Source organism: Iocasia fonsfrigidae, from assembly GCF_017751145.1.
Lineage (GTDB): Bacteria > Bacillota > Halanaerobiia > Halanaerobiales > DTU029 > Iocasia > Iocasia fonsfrigidae.
On record NZ_CP046640.1, the window covers coordinates 2311180 to 2326567 of the forward strand.

The window sequence follows — 15388 nt, forward strand, 5'->3', positions numbered from 1 at the left end:
CTAAAAAAAATCATCAACCATTGTCTTTAATTTGGTGAACATCCCTATGTAATTGGAAAAATCATCATAAGTAAATAAGATATCTACAATACTTTGATAATACCATTCCTGCTCATCCCTCTTACCAGTAAATTTATCCCACAACTTCTCACCCTGACTATTATATTCTTCAGTAATAGAACTGATATTGTGAAGCTTATCAGCACATATCACCAACCGTTCATTAAGTGGAGCCTCACGCAGATAATTAATTGTATGTTCCTTTCTAACCCTCCAAGGAAGCTTTTTATCTGGTTCTGAAACCCCTACTACAATATCCCTTATCTGTTTATCAAATTCTTTTTCTATATCTTCATCCTTTACTGAAGTGTCTTCTATAGTATCATGTAAGATACCAGCTACAATAACTTCCTCCGCACAATTTTCACCATAGAGAATCATCCCTACCATATAGGGATGTACAATATATGGAGTCTCTGTCCCCTTCCTCAACTGCCCCTGATGTGCCCTGGCAGCAAAATTAACAGCCCTCTCAAACCTCAACATTAAATACCAGCTCCCTATCTTAATTCAAATAGCTAACAAAAGTGCTTCTTTATCTTAATTATTCAATAACCCTTAACAAAATCCTGCCTGTTGAACAAAGTGACCTAACGTCCATTCAGGCTTAATCAAAGACATCAGCTTTCTTAAGTCAACTGTTTATTACACATAGTTAATAATAAACTATTAGCCAGACAAATATATTTGTTGTACGACTCTAGAAATTGGCTGGAGGTAGGACACCGCAGCGCAACATTAATTTTCTTGTACGCTCTGCTCAGATGCGGAGTGCCTGCGGTACACGACAAGGGAAGTAAATATATTTGTAGGTCTTTCAAGTTATCCATAATCTTGCAAATCACATAATCTCCTGAATATAAACCTCTGTCACTCTATACTGCCTCCCAGCGCGGACATTTTGCCCCCCAGCGGGCTATTAACTGACTATCCTGATAGATATTTACTATTTCACAACAATTAGGACAACCATCACACTCAAAACTGGTAGTTTTAAAATTGAAATCAGTAATCTCAAAACCCTTAAATGAAGTCTTTTTCCTTTTTAAACGGGCGATCTCTTCCCGGGCAAGTATCGCTGCCCCAACAGCCCCCATAACATTATAATTCTCCGGAACAATTACATCAATCCCCAGTTCATCTTCAAAGGCTTTTTTAATTCCTACATTAGCCGCCACTCCCCCCTGAAATATTATCGGACCTTTAATGTCCTTACCCTTGGCCAGATTATTCAAATAATTTCTAACCATGGCAGCCGATAATCCTGCTATTATCTCAGGAAGGTCATGTCCTAACTGCTGTTTGTGAATCATATCTGATTCTGCAAAAACCGAACAACGTCCTGCAATCCTGACTGGTGCCTCGGCTCTTAAGGCATATTCCCCAAACTCTTCAATAGGTATCTCCAGACGGGCAGCCTGCTGGTCAAGAAATGACCCGGTACCAGCAGCACAGACAGAATTCATGGCAAAGTCAACAGCTACTCCATCACGAATGATTATAATCTTGGAGTCCTGACCACCTATCTCCAGGACAGTTTTCACATCAGGTATCATATGTACTGCTGCTACAGCATGGGTAGTGATCTCATTTTTTATAACATCAGCCCCCAGTATCACACCAGCCAGATTACGTCCACTACCTGTTGTCCCTACTGCCCCTATTTCAGAGTTATCATACTTATCTTGCAGCTGATTGATTCCCTCGCTAATCACTTTTAGAGGTTGACCCTTTGTTCTTAGATATATTTTATCAACTATCTTCATTGAACTATCCAGTACAGCAATATCTGTACTAACTGAACCAACATCTACCCCTAAATAATATCTAGGCATAATTTATCCCCTTTTCCAATAATTTGCCATCATAAATTTTTTTACGCATTAAGAGGTCCACAAAGGCTTCAATCCTTGTCTGTAAACCAGCATCACCAGTATGCTCATCAAAAAACAGTGATAGAACAGGTATCTTTTCTTTTTTACTTACTGAAGGCAAAATCGTCTGGGAGATTATCTCCGGCATACAGGTAAAAGGTGCCAGCTGTATAACACCATCATACCCAACCCGGGCATAACGAACTGTGTTTCCAATACTATCAAGTCCATGTCCCCCGACAAATGAATCCAGATAATCCTCTGCTGCTTTTTTTATTTGCCTCATTTCATTTCCCAGGTGAAGGAAATGTGATAACCAGCTTGACATATAGATATCCCTCTTAACTATCACACCAAGTTCACCTAGTTTTTCTTCAATATTTAGGTTAACAAAGGGTTCAAGTACCAGATAGATTTCACCTACTATTCCAATTATCAGCCTTTCATCCCTTTGATAGTCGTTAATATTTTCTTTAATTTTATTTTGATATTCGTCTTTCAGTGCTTTTATCTTTTTGAGGGAACTAACCTGATCTATTTTCTTTAAAAAAGAACTATAAAGACTATCAATCTCACCCTTTTTTTTCTCCAAAGCACGAGTAGCCAGAACAAGCTTATATATATTATCAATCATATAAATTTTATACAGGGCCAGTTTTAATCCATTATAAAGCCTTTTTAAAGAAACATTACCCAGAATTTTTTTGATATGCTGATAGTCCCTGAGTAAGTTTGGTTCCAACACAATCATTTCAAAACAGTAACCCAGATCTTCTAATATTGCCCGTTGTACTTCAGCATAATAACCAAAGCGGCAGGGACCACAGCCGCCTCCCATGACAATAACATTAGCCCCCTTTTCCAGGGCCTCAATAAAATTACCCAGATTTATTTTTAAAGGAAGACAGGCAAATTCTGGTCCATATTTAACACCAAGATCAAGTGTTTTTTTTGATATTTTAGGGGGAACTACTACTTCAAATCCAAGTTCAGCAAACAATGCCTTAAGACCTATCTTCATATCTCCCATCTGGGGAAAGGTTATTTTTTTCATGCCATCTCCCTTCTTTCCACCAGGTCCACAAAGGCCTCTAACCTGGTAAGTAGACCAGCTTCACCACTATGCTCATCAATATTTATATTTAAAATCGAAACCCCTCTCTTTTTACCCCTGAGATTAATTAGTTCCTTGACCAGAGAATCAGGACCACAACCAAAAGCAGTTAACTGTATCAAACCATTAACCCTCTTATTATAAATCAAATGATAAGCAGAACCCATAACATGTCTATTATAATACCAGAATAGTTTTTTATCCTGTCTGTCTGCTTCCCTTTCCAGGACTGCTGGTTCAAACATCTCCAGTGTAATAACATTTACTTTTAAGTCCTGTAGATGCTTAATAATATTCATACTTAAACAATGATCATTTGTTATATATGAATGTCCCAGTAAAGCAATTGTAATTGGATAATTATTATCCTTTTTATTTTTATCAAATTTTATTTTATTATTTACAATTTTCATGGCCTCATCAAGCATTATGCCCTGTTGTTGAACCTTTAAAAACTTCTCATGTTTTTTCTTTGCCTTATAAAAAGCCTTTTCAATCTGCCACATATTAGCCCCCAATCTCTTCCCCAGGGCATATACTATTCTCCGCATAGGGAAGAGTAAGTATCTAAGGTCTATAACTGGGGCCAATATCGGTGGATACTGAGCAAATATAGCCTTAACCATATCTGGCAAACCCATAAATTTAGGGCAAACACAATTGTTTTTTCCCAGACTAATAAATTTGGGAATAAATAAATAGTCAACCCTCTCTACTAATTCCCTGACATGTCCAAAAAAAACCTTGAAAGGAAGGCAGATATCATCTACTGCCATCTTCACTCCCTTATCTAAGATTTCCTTATTTGTTTCAGGAGATAAAATTACTTCAAAACCTAATTCTTCAAAAAAGGTCTCCCAGGACGGGTAATAATAATGATACATTAATGCCCTGGGAATACCAATTTTCCTGCACATTATATCACTCCTTATCTGCCTCTTTTTTATCCCCCTTAACAGCCCTATCCTGATCCTGTGTGTGTAAAGCTATCGGTCTTAGATGTGAGAGATCCAGAACAGTCTGCCTGACCATATATGACTTTAAGGCCTGATAGTTAAAAGGAATAATAGGCCACAGGTAATTTACACCAAAAGACTTGGTGAAAACCATCCATAAAAAAATGAGACTAAAACTAATTGCAAAACCCCAAATATTAGCAATAATAACCGCTATTAATAATATAAAACGAAATAGTTTTAAAACTAAGGCTATTTCATAACCAGGTATAGAAAAATTGCTTATAGCGGCTACAGCCATATATAGTATTACCTCTGGTGAAAACAAACCAACCTTTACAGCGAAATCACCCAATAATAAAGCCCCAATTAAACTCAATGAGGTTGCCAGTGTACTGGGGGTCTGGATTGATGCTATTCTTATCAGGTCAATACCCAGACTGGCTAAAATAAACTGAATACCTAATCCTATTGAACTTCCTTCCTTCACACCTATAAAACTGAGGTATTCAGGTAATAAAGCCCTATTAGTAGCCAGAATCAGCCAGACAGCCGGCAGAAAAACAGAAATCAGCATTGCCATTAAGCGCATTAGTGATAGATAAGTTCCCAGGACTGGTCCTTTCCGGTATACTTCAAGTGTCTGTACATGAGACAGAAAGGGTGCAGGAAGCACTAAAGCTGTTGGTGAATTATCTACAATTATCACCAGATGGCCTTCCAGTATATGGGCAGCAACATTATCAGGCCGCTCAGTATAGCGAACAAGTGGTAAGGGATTTAAAGTTCCACCTGTAATAATATCTTCTATACTCTTATCTGCAAGTGGTAAACCATCAATATCAATACCCTCCAGTTTACTCTTTACATCCTGTAGGAGGTCAGGATTAATAATATCCTTAATATAAACCAGGGCAAGATCATTCTTGGACCTCTTTCCTACCTGTATTACCTCAGCACGAAAATTAACATCCCTGATACGCCGCCTAACTGCATTTACATTAAATAACATTGTCTCCACAAAACCATCAGCAGGACCCCTGGTAGCCTTCTCTAGTTCTGGCTCATCAGGTGTCCTTGACAGCCAGGTCCTACCATCTATTACTATGGCCTCATCAGAGCCATCTATAATAAGTACCTGGGGACCAGCCAGAACCTGCTGAACTACCTTATCCATATCCTTAACTGTCTCAACTTCATAATAGGGCAGACGGTTATTAAGTACTTTCTTAATGGTCTTAACAGAAATATCTTCCCTACTACTCTCCATAAGTTTCATCATAGGTATTATCAAGTCATCCTTAATAAAACCATCCAGAAAGATAAGGCTAGCCTTTTTTCCACCAATTTCAAATTCCCTGACTAACACATCAAAACTCTCATCAGCACCAAGCTCTTTCTTTATCATCTGTAAATTTTTATCTATTTTTTTATCAAGAGGATTATTCATCATCTTCATCTTTCATTTTAAGAATGCTTTTCATCTATTATTCTCTCCCCATTCTTTATATTTTTAAAGCATCTGTCGGTACATTTTGATTAAACTCTGGTAATATAAACCACATCAATGCAATTAAAAAAATACAGATTAAAACACTAAAAATAATCTTTGAAGTAAAATTCATCTAATATCACCTCACTATTATTTCCTAATAACTAGTATCTTAAAAGAGTATTTTTTTTATACACAAAATCTAAATGTGAATATTTTACAAACAAAGTCAATTATACCCTACCCGAGTGAACAAAACAGGCTTCGCCACCCAGACTTAATCACTAATTATTAATTTTTTCTTAGAACCACTTTTCACTCAAAGTTAACTACTAATCATAATAAACCAGACCAATATATTTACTGGACGACTCTAGAAATTGTCTGGAGGCATGGAACTTGGCCTCGATGGCCTGATACTGACTCGACCATGCGTTATAAAAAGAAGAGTCAGTGAGCCGCAAGACAATTTCTCGACAGTAAACGAAGGCAGGACGCCATAGTGCAACCCTAATTTTCTTGTACGCTTTGGTCAGATACGGAGTGCCTGTGGTGCACGACAAGGTAAGTAAATATATTGGTCGGTCTTCAAAGTTATCCATAATTCCATGAATAAATACCTGTCTATCTTTAAATTAAAACATAAAAAAATCCCTATTATTTTACTAATAAGGATTAGTAATTATTTATTATTAAAAACCATTTATAATGACATCCGTAGCTCTTTTAATATCTTCTTTTCTAAACGTGAGACCTGGACCTGTGAAACACCTATTTCCTCAGCAATTTCCTGCTGTGTCTTGTCCTCAAAATAGCGCAGAAAAATAATCTTCCGTGAACGTTTATCAAGACGTCTCAGCACCTCAACCAACTCCAGTTTATCAAAATTATCTAGCTCTTTTTCTGCTGATTTATTCGCCAGGCTGTCAAGTAAGTAAAGGTCATTATTACTATCTGGATTAATCGTCTGATATATTGAAGCTGGGTTTTTATCTGCTTCCAGAGCCTGGATTATGTCCTCTCTGGAATATCCTGTTTCACTGGCCAATTCACTGATTGATGGTGATTGATTATTTTTTTGGCTTAATTCTTCCTCCTTCTGCCGTACAACCCTGGCAATCTTTTTTAATGACCTACTCACCTTAATAAGTCCATCATCCCTGAGGTGAAGTCTGATTTCTCCTATTATTTTGGCAACTGCATAAGTTGAAAACTTAATTCCCCTCTCCAGATCAAAACCCTCCACAGCCTTTATTATCCCTATAACACCTACCTGAAAAAGGTCCTGTAAATCATAACCAGAATTTTTAAAACGGTAGCTTACTTTCAACACCAAACGCAGGTTATGTTCAACAACCTTCTCCAGGGCAGATTTATCCCCCTGTTGAGCAAGTCGAATATAATAACGCGTTTCCTCTTCACTTAAAAGTTCAAGATCAGGAAGGTCTATCATACTATAATTCATATGACTACCGCCACCTATTCAACCGTATTTTTTAGCTGTTCCGGTATCTTAATCATCCTAAGGGTAGTACCTTCATCTATCTCAGATATTAATTTAAATTCATCCATAAAAGAGTCTATAAAAGCCAGTCCCAGCCCCATATGCTCTTCTTTAGTAGAGTAAGAAGGTTGTAAAACAGCCTCTATATCTTTTATCCCAATACCCTGATCCTTAATTATTATTATTAATTTGCAGTCTTCAATCTCCAAATCAAGCTCAATGATACCTTCATCCATAGGATAAGCATGGATAATGCAATTTGTTACTGCTTCAGAGACTGCTACCTTAATTTCCTCAAGCTCACTTAAAGTAAAGTCCAGTTCTGAGGCAAAGGTTGCTGTAGTTATGCGTGCCAGACCAACATTGCTACTCTTGCCTAAAAGAGTTAAATGGGCTTTATTATGCATTTTTCAAACCCCCTTCATCCAGTTCCTGAACAGCCAGTTTTTCACTATCATATACCTTCATTATCTTTAAGATACCTGCCATTTTAAATATTTTTGCTACCTGTGGTTTTAAACCTACCAGTAAGACACGGCCACCTTTTTTATTCAAGTAGCGGTATCTACCCAAAATAGCCCCTAAACCTGAACTATCTATAAATCTAACCTCCTTCAGGTTTAAAACAAGGTGTTTTAGTAAATTATTATCCATCACCTTGATAATCTTATCCCTGAATCCTGGTACAGAATGCATATCTAATTCACCAATTAATTTAACAATCAGGATATCACCCACAATCTGTGTTGCTATATCCAAAATTTTTTCCTCCTTTTACTATTATTTACTATATATTTATTTTTATATTTCGCTGTCAGTAGCAAAACTCCTTCTTTAATAGAGATTTTTCTGTCAAAATATTCTTGGTTTGGTAAAAAAGTTATTATGTAATTATATAAAGAAAAGGCACATAAAATGTACCTTTCCCGGTTGGTGACTATTATATTATTATTAAGAATTACAAAAACTATTTCTCATCCTTTTTAAACATATTAGAAAATGAACCCCTGATCTCTGTGCCAAGATAAAACGTGGTAAATTTATCTTTGATTTTATAATTCAAATCACCTGAATCATAGTCTTTTTCAGTACTATTGGTATTTACACAACCAAAGAAAACATTTTTATCATCATCTATAGAGTAATTTAATAAAAGTCCTAGTTCATTTGCCTTATTATTATCATCATAATTATCCTTATATTCAGGAACATAGTCAAAAGTCAGATTCAAATAGAGTTTATCTGTTAGAGCAGTATCAAAAACACTATAAAAGGTATTTGAATGACTACCAATATCATCATAAGAATAAGAAGAAGAATACACATCATAATCCCTGCTAGATATATTTCGAGCTAAACCAAAAGTATATCTATACTCACCTTTTTCCAGTTCTCCTGGTTCTATTGGTGTTACATAATCAATTAACCAATCTGCATTAAAATAAATCTCTGAGATACTATTAAAACCCAAAGCCAGAGCATTACCCGCCACCATAACAGATGCCACCAAAACCAACACACTTACTACAATTATTTTTTTCATTATTTTCTCCACTCCCCTTAGCAGGATTTATAAGTACCATATAGAATTAATCTATATGGATATAAAAAATATATCACTTTTTATCTTATTTTAGTATTACACTAAAGTGTAATTTTTCAAAAAAGGGGCGGAACTAATGACTATCTTAAATGTTGGCGACTGGCGTAAAATAAATGACTTCCTCCTTCAGACAGGCCAAATTTATTCACTGAAGAACTATCCCTCTATTATATTAGATGCCTGTAAAGGATTAATTAATTATGACTCAGCCAACTTCTTTATTCATATTAATCCCCATAGTAATAACCTGGATAAACCATATGTAGTTAATATCAGTGATAATACACTGATAGATTATATAAAGTATTATCAGTTTCTTGACCCTATGAAAGAAAAAGCCTTTAATCAGCCGGAACCTACCAAAAGTACAGAAATAATGAATTATCAAGAGTGGCAGACAACAGAGTATTTTTCTGATTTTATTCAACCAAATGGTTTCTATTATTCTTGTGGCATTGATCTGCATTATAAAGAAAAACTACTGGCTACCCTGAGTCTCTTCCGGGACAGGCATAGTCCAGATTTTTCTGCCAAAGAACTGTATTTCTTTCATATCCTTAAACCACATCTCGGCAACCAGCTATATAAATTAATAGTGATTGAGAGTAAAGAAAGTTCTAGATATACCAATTACTCTCAGCTTATTGACCAGTTAGCTGATAAATTCGGACTTTCAACCCGGGAAGCTGAAGTAATTAATCTTGTTATCAAAGGGGCTACTAATCAGGAAATAGCAGATAGGCTTTTTATTTCTATCAATACAGTAAAAAAACACCTCTACAAGATTTTTAATAAAACAAACTCAGCTAGCAGAACTGAACTTATTGCCAGAACCCTGGATATAAACCTTGTCTTAATGGAGAATGATAATACATAATATGGATTCAAACACAAAAAGGTTATATTGAGCAAATAGCAAATTTTTTGTAAGGAATCTTGGCACATAGGAATTCAAAATAAGGTCGAAGCACAGGACGTGGTGAGCTAATCCTGGGTCAGGATGTCCCATGGATTAGGAAACCTTATTTTGAATGGATACGGGCCTTAGATGACTCAAAAAATTTGCCTTGCTGCGAGAGATGACCTTTTTGTGGGCAAACCATCATATATTAATAAATTTATTTAAAACAGATTAATAATAAGCTGGATAATCCGAGTTATTATCCTTAAAACCAGTTGGAAAATACCTGCTTTTTCTACATCTCTATCTAAAATAATATCACTGCTCTTTAGTAATAGATTTCCTTTATAGGCCCTAAGCTCACCAATTTTATCACCTTTATTAAGTGGAGCTCTTATTAACTCGTCTAAAAACACCTCTTTTCTTATACTATCTTCATTTCCTTTTTTTACGGGAACAATAAGTTCTTCCTTGATTATCCCTCTGGCAGTTTCCTCTTTTCCATTAGGAATCTTCACTTCAGCAATAAATTCATCCTTAGCAGCTACCTCATATCCCTGGTATGTACTGAAACCAAAGGAAAGTAATTCAGCTGCCTCGGCAAACCTGGTTTTTGAATCATCTGCAGCCATTACAACAGCAATAAACCTGATACTATCCCTCCTGGCAGTCGATGTCAAACAAAATTTAGCTTCTTCTGTATAACCAGTCTTTAAACCATCTGCCCCCAAATAATGTCTTACCAGTCTATTGGTATTATTTAATACTGAACTACCATCCCTTAAATAATCAATCCAGGTTGAAGTCCATTTAAGAACCTCAGGGTATTTTAATATCTCTCTGGCCAGAACCGCCAGATCATAGGCAGTTGTATAATTACCCTGGATTTCTTCATTATCTGCTGGCAACCCATTGGTATTGTAGTAATAAGTATTCTTTAATCCAAGTTCCCTGGCGCGTTCATTCATCCTCTTTACAAAAGCCTCTTCAGTACCATAGAGATATTCAGCTACAGCTACACAGGCATCATTAGCAGATACTATAGCAATGGCCCTTAACATTTCTTCTAGTGTCATCTCTTCACCAGGTTCAAGCCAGATCTGTGAACCACCCATACTGGCAGCAAACTCACTAACTACCAGTTTGTCAGCAAGCTCAGCCCGTCCCTGTTCAATAGCCTCCACAGCCAGTAACATAGTCATTATCTTGGTCATACTTGCCGGCGGTAATTTCAGATGGGCATTTTTTTCAAAAATAATCTCCCCTGTTTCATATTCCATTAAAATAGCCGATTTAGAATTCAAATCGAAATCAGGTTGTTCTGCCATTATAGGAAGAGTTATCAGTGTAGTGACGATAACTACAACTAAAAAAGATTTAAAAATCTTGAGGAACATAAAAAAACCTCCCCTTTATTTGTTATAATAGATATTTATTATCTATTATTCTTAATTATGCAGGGAGGTTAAAGTAGTCTATTTTATTTGATAATATCAATAACAAGATCTTTTTTTGAAGGTTCTTCATCTGTTATAACAAAAGCCTTTTCCAGTCTTTTAACAGCCTCTTGCTGATGTGAAAGATCATTTAAATACAATTTTGCAATCGTTTCACCTTTAAGTACCTCTTCACCGTTTTTCTTAAGTAAAACAACACCAACAGCAGGATCTATGGCATCATCTTTAACAACCCTACCACCACCTATCATCATAACAGTAAGACCTATTTCACGGGCATTAATACTACTTATAAAACCATCACTCCGACTCTTAATTTCAATTACATTTTCGGCTTCGGGAAGCAGTTCCAGATCATCAACTACAGCAGGGTCAGCACCCTGGCGCCCAATAAATTTTTTAAACTGGCATAGGGCCTTACCTGAGGAAAGATTCTCGCTTAAAAGAGAATAACCCTCATTAAAATTATCAACCCCCTTAGCAATAGTCAACATATTTGCACCCAGTATTAAGGATAATTCTCTGAGGTCATTAGGGCCCTTACCCCTGAGTGTCTGTATAGCCTCCTTAAGTTCCAGTGAATTGCCTACTGCCTGACCCAAGGGTTGGTCCATATTTGTTAGCACTGCAATAGTCTCCCTACCAACCTCATGTCCGATAGCTACCATGGCCTTCCCCAGAGAATGGGCTTCATCAATTCCTTTCATAAAAGCCCCATTACCTACCTTTACATCCAGCACAATTCCATCTGCCCCGCCAGCAATTTTTTTACTCATGATACTGCTAGCAATCAGGGGGATTGATTCTATAGTTGCTGTAACATCACGTAAGCCATAGAGTTTTTTATCAGCAGGGGTAAGGTTGGCGGTCTGACCAGCTACAGCTACACCAACATTATTAACATTATTGATAAATTCTTCTCTGCTGAGTGAGGTCTTAAAACCAGGTATAGACTCCAGTTTATCAATAGTACCCCCTGTATGACCAAGTCCACGCCCTGATAATTTGGCTACAGGAACACCCGCAGAGGCAACCAGGGGTGCAAGGACAAGGGTAGTAGTATCACCAACCCCACCTGTACTATGTTTATCAACTTTAATTCCCTCAATCTCACTCAAATCCAGGATATCACCAGATTCAGCCATAGCCATAGTTAAATCAGCTGTTTCTTCAGCATCCATCCCCTGAAAAAAAACCGCCATTGCCCAGGCTGAGACCTGATAATCTGGTATCTTTCCAGCCGTATATTCATTTATTAAATACCTTATTTCTTCAGGGGAGAGTTTCTGTCCTTCCCTCTTTTTATAAATAATATCATAGGGCCTCATCTTCTCCACCACCTTTTAAAGTACAGCAGTAATACCTTTGATCAAAGAAACAAAATTTTCTTTTACCTTCTCAGTTGTTTCTATAACCTCTTCATGGCTTAAAGGCTGGTCTAAAATCCCTGCTGCCATATTTGTTATACAGGAAATCCCTAGGACATTAACACTCATATGTCGGGCAGCAATTACCTCCGGCACTGTTGACATTCCTACGGCATCAACACCATTGTTAGCAAAAAATCTTATTTCAGCAGGTGTCTCAAAACTTGGTCCTGTAACAGCAGCATAGACTCCTTCCCTGGCAGTTATTCCTAATTGCTCAGCAGTCTCCCTGGCTAGTTTAAGCAGTCCCTTATTATATGCCTCACTCATATCAGGGAAACGGGGACCAAATTCCTCAAAGTTTTGACCAATTAAGGGATTAGTCCCCATCATATTTATATGGTCACTTATTAACATAAATTCACCAGGATTAAAATCTTTATTTACTCCACCAGCTGCATTGGTTACAATTAGTGTCTCTATCCCCAATAATTTCATCACCAATACTGGTAATATAATCTGTTTCATTGTATATCCTTCATAAAAATGAAATCTACCCTGCATGGCTATAACTGCTTTACCTTCAAGTCTCCCTGCAATCAATCTTCCAGCATGTCCAGGGACTGTTGATACAGGAAAATCAGGAATATCCTGGTATTTAAAAACACGTTGTTCTTCAATTTCATTAGCCAATTTCCCCAACCCAGAACCTAGGATCAGGCCAATTTGTGGTTTCTCTGTCAATTTCTGCTTAATAATCTCAGTTATCCGCATTGAACTATATTTCATTTAACACCAGTCCTCCCCATTTTGAATAATAAAGTTCTTTAATATAGAAAAAATATCTTATCATTAATAATTAAAAATAGTCAAATCTCCACCTATACTGATGGAGATTTTTACTTATAGTCTATTATATTAATCACCAAAAGCTATCCCAATACTCTTGGCAGTATTAACCATTTCCCCTTCAGGGTCAACATTCTTTGACTTTCCTATAACCTCTTCCAGAGAGGCAGATGACATGGTATTCCCTTTTAAGGTAACCATTTCAGCAAATTTACCTGAAAATACCAGATCTACTGCTGCCTTACCATAACGGGTTGAAAGATTCCGATCATAAGATGTTGGAGTACCTCCCCTCTGCAAGTGTCCCAAAATAGTTGCTCTTGATTCTAAGCCAACAATTTCTTCCAGGTCAGCAGCAACCTTATTGGCAATACCACCTAATCTAACCGGATCAGGACTATCTTCAATTAACTTCTGTACAACCATATCACCTGAGAGTGGTTTAGCCCCTTCAGCAACTACAATAATACTGAAGTCTTTACCAGCTGCCCTTCTTTCTTGTATTTTGGCAGCAACTTTATTGATATCATAGGGTATTTCCGGAATAAGTATCGCATCTGCTCCTCCAGCCAGACCAGCTTCTAGAGCTATCCAGCCAGCATATCTCCCCATTACTTCCAGACACATAATCCGGTGATGTGACTCTGCGGTTGTATGTAAGCGGTCTATTGCATCTGTAGCTACACTAACAGCTGTATCAAAACCAAAGGTTATATCTGTATATGCCAGGTCATTATCAATAGTTTTGGGCACACCAATTACCTTAACTCCTTTACGGGCAAAATCCCTGGCACTGGTTAATGTCCCATCACCACCAATAATAATCAGAGCATCTATTCCTGCTTCTTTAATGTTTTTTACACCAACATCTGACAAATCCTTATAAATAGTCTCCCCATTCTCCTTAAAAGGCATTCTAAAGAGATTTGTCTTATTTGATGTATATAGTATTGTCCCACCCCTGGGGAGGATACCAGATATAGCATCCATATCAAGATTCATAATATTACCATTATATAACCCCTTATATCCATTAACAAAACCAACTACCTCAACACCATATTTTATAATAGCTGTTTTAGTTGCAGCCCTAATAACTGCATTCAACCCAGGGCAATCTCCCCCACCTGTCAGTAGGGCAATCTTTTTTATTCCCTTTACCATTATAACACCCCCGATAAGTATATACTTATTCTAATCTCCATTCCCTCTAGTTTATCTGAACATAATTTCCAGATATGAAGCACTTATTAATTTATATTCAACATATAATTTCAATTTCCTTTAGAAAAATTAACTTTATTTTTATTTTTTCACATTTGTTTTTTTATTTTAATGTTATTTATATTTTAACCCCAAAAAATAATACTTATTTATTAACTATTAAAAAATACAAATTAATTCAAATTGGACAAAATATATTAATTAATGAACCTGTTCAGATAAGTAGGGTTATCATAATTGTTCTCTTAACTTTAGTAGTTCATATTATCTTCGGCCTATTTTATAAAAGAACTCCTGGCCAGATTTGTTATAAGGATAAATAGTATAAAAAAAAACCCTGGGGGTAATTAAATACCCAGGGTTTAATTTATATGATAGCATTTCAAATAAAATGGAGTATTATTTTCATTAAATAAGGGCTAATAAAGGTTTCAATAATAGAACCACCTACCAATAAGAGGGCAAGCAAACCCATCTCCAGGGTATATGTCAAGAGATCTTCTCCCTTTAATCCCTCAAGTCCTCGATAATATTTAAATATTCGTACACTTAAATAAATAGCCATAACTGCTGCCAGAATATAGGCGGGTATAATAATTAAATTCTGGGGAAAAACAGCTGCAATTGCCATTATTATCCCATGAAGACTATATTCATTAACCAGAAAACCTACAGTAAAACCAAGAACAAAGCCTTTAAAAAATACCAAAACCATAATAAGCGGCATTAAAAATACAGATATCCCCAAAACCCAGATTATAACAATATTTAATAAATTAAATTTAATACTTTCACTAACCAGGGTACTACTACTATAATTAAGCTCATCATAACCTTTCATAAAATCATTAAAATAAACAAAGACATTTTCTCTGATACTATAATCTACTGTTTTTACAGCAATAGCCCCAAAAGAGATTCCTGAAACAAAGATAATAAATACAAACACAAAGAGTGGTAATCTATCATAAAAATATTTGTTCATGG

15 protein-coding genes are annotated in these 15388 nt (G+C 36.2%); 1 reads left to right on the plus strand and 14 read right to left on the minus strand.

Annotated elements, in window-relative coordinates; all coding sequences use genetic code 11:
- From GM661_RS11075 to GM661_RS11115, 9 genes are all read right to left on the minus strand, one after another.
- On the minus strand, nucleotides 1-546 hold the full coding sequence (locus GM661_RS11075) for an HD domain-containing protein (protein WP_230866896.1): 546 nt from the start codon (nucleotides 544-546) through the stop codon (nucleotides 1-3).
- Between the two features lie 389 nt (nucleotides 547-935).
- Entirely contained in the window at nucleotides 936-1895 is a 960-nt protein-coding gene (locus GM661_RS11080) for an acyl-CoA dehydratase activase (protein ID WP_230866897.1), read from the minus strand.
- On the minus strand, nucleotides 1888-2988 hold the full coding sequence (locus GM661_RS11085; RefSeq protein ID WP_230866898.1) for an acyl-CoA dehydratase activase-related protein: 1101 nt from the start codon (nucleotides 2986-2988) through the stop codon (nucleotides 1888-1890). The genes GM661_RS11080 and GM661_RS11085 overlap by 8 nt, the downstream gene beginning before the upstream one ends.
- A complete protein-coding gene (locus tag GM661_RS11090) occupies nucleotides 2985-3965 on the minus strand; it encodes an acyl-CoA dehydratase activase-related protein (protein WP_230866899.1) in 981 nt (326 codons plus the stop codon). The genes GM661_RS11085 and GM661_RS11090 overlap by 4 nt, the downstream gene beginning before the upstream one ends.
- Nucleotides 3966-3969: 4 nt before the next feature.
- Nucleotides 3970-5454 carry a spore germination protein gene (locus GM661_RS11095; protein ID WP_230866900.1) on the minus strand — a complete coding sequence of 495 codons (1485 nt, stop codon included), beginning with the start codon at nucleotides 5452-5454 and terminating at the stop codon, nucleotides 3970-3972.
- 745 nt (nucleotides 5455-6199) lie between these two features.
- Complete coding sequence (locus GM661_RS11100) at nucleotides 6200-6961, minus strand: SigB/SigF/SigG family RNA polymerase sigma factor (protein WP_230866901.1); 762 nt, start codon at nucleotides 6959-6961, stop codon at nucleotides 6200-6202.
- Between the two features lie 14 nt (nucleotides 6962-6975).
- Entirely contained in the window at nucleotides 6976-7407 is a 432-nt protein-coding gene (gene spoIIAB, locus GM661_RS11105; RefSeq protein WP_230866902.1) for an anti-sigma F factor, read from the minus strand.
- Nucleotides 7400-7759: an anti-sigma F factor antagonist gene (gene spoIIAA / locus GM661_RS11110; RefSeq protein WP_230866903.1), complete on the minus strand. Its 360-nt coding sequence runs from the start codon at nucleotides 7757-7759 to the stop codon at nucleotides 7400-7402. Before spoIIAA ends, spoIIAB begins: the two co-directional genes overlap by 8 nt.
- A gap of 208 nt (nucleotides 7760-7967) precedes the next feature.
- On the minus strand, nucleotides 7968-8543 hold the full coding sequence (locus GM661_RS11115) for a hypothetical protein (protein ID WP_230866904.1): 576 nt from the start codon (nucleotides 8541-8543) through the stop codon (nucleotides 7968-7970).
- Nucleotides 8544-8679: 136 nt separating this feature from the next.
- Between GM661_RS11115 and GM661_RS11120 the strand changes: the two genes are divergently transcribed.
- On the plus strand, nucleotides 8680-9480 hold the full coding sequence (locus GM661_RS11120; RefSeq protein WP_230866905.1) for a helix-turn-helix transcriptional regulator: 801 nt from the start codon (nucleotides 8680-8682) through the stop codon (nucleotides 9478-9480).
- Nucleotides 9481-9725: 245 nt separating this feature from the next.
- On the opposite strand, the gene GM661_RS11125 is transcribed toward GM661_RS11120, so the two are convergent.
- The 5 genes from GM661_RS11125 to spoIIM all read right to left on the minus strand — a co-directional run bounded on the left by GM661_RS11125 (nucleotide 9726) and on the right by spoIIM (nucleotide 15386).
- Entirely contained in the window at nucleotides 9726-10901 is a 1176-nt protein-coding gene (locus GM661_RS11125) for a D-alanyl-D-alanine carboxypeptidase family protein (RefSeq protein WP_230866906.1), read from the minus strand.
- Nucleotides 10902-10984: 83 nt separating this feature from the next.
- On the minus strand, nucleotides 10985-12289 hold the full coding sequence (locus GM661_RS11130; RefSeq protein WP_230866907.1) for a pyrimidine-nucleoside phosphorylase: 1305 nt from the start codon (nucleotides 12287-12289) through the stop codon (nucleotides 10985-10987).
- A 15-nt stretch (nucleotides 12290-12304) separates the two neighbouring features.
- Nucleotides 12305-13117 carry a purine-nucleoside phosphorylase gene (locus tag GM661_RS11135; RefSeq protein ID WP_230866908.1) on the minus strand — a complete coding sequence of 271 codons (813 nt, stop codon included), beginning with the start codon at nucleotides 13115-13117 and terminating at the stop codon, nucleotides 12305-12307.
- A gap of 129 nt (nucleotides 13118-13246) precedes the next feature.
- A complete protein-coding gene (locus GM661_RS11140) occupies nucleotides 13247-14341 on the minus strand; it encodes a 6-phosphofructokinase (protein WP_230866909.1) in 1095 nt (364 codons plus the stop codon).
- Nucleotides 14342-14783: 442 nt separating this feature from the next.
- On the minus strand, nucleotides 14784-15386 hold the full coding sequence (gene spoIIM, locus GM661_RS11145) for a stage II sporulation protein M (protein ID WP_230866910.1): 603 nt from the start codon (nucleotides 15384-15386) through the stop codon (nucleotides 14784-14786).
- Nucleotides 15387-15388: the final 2 nt, after the last annotated feature.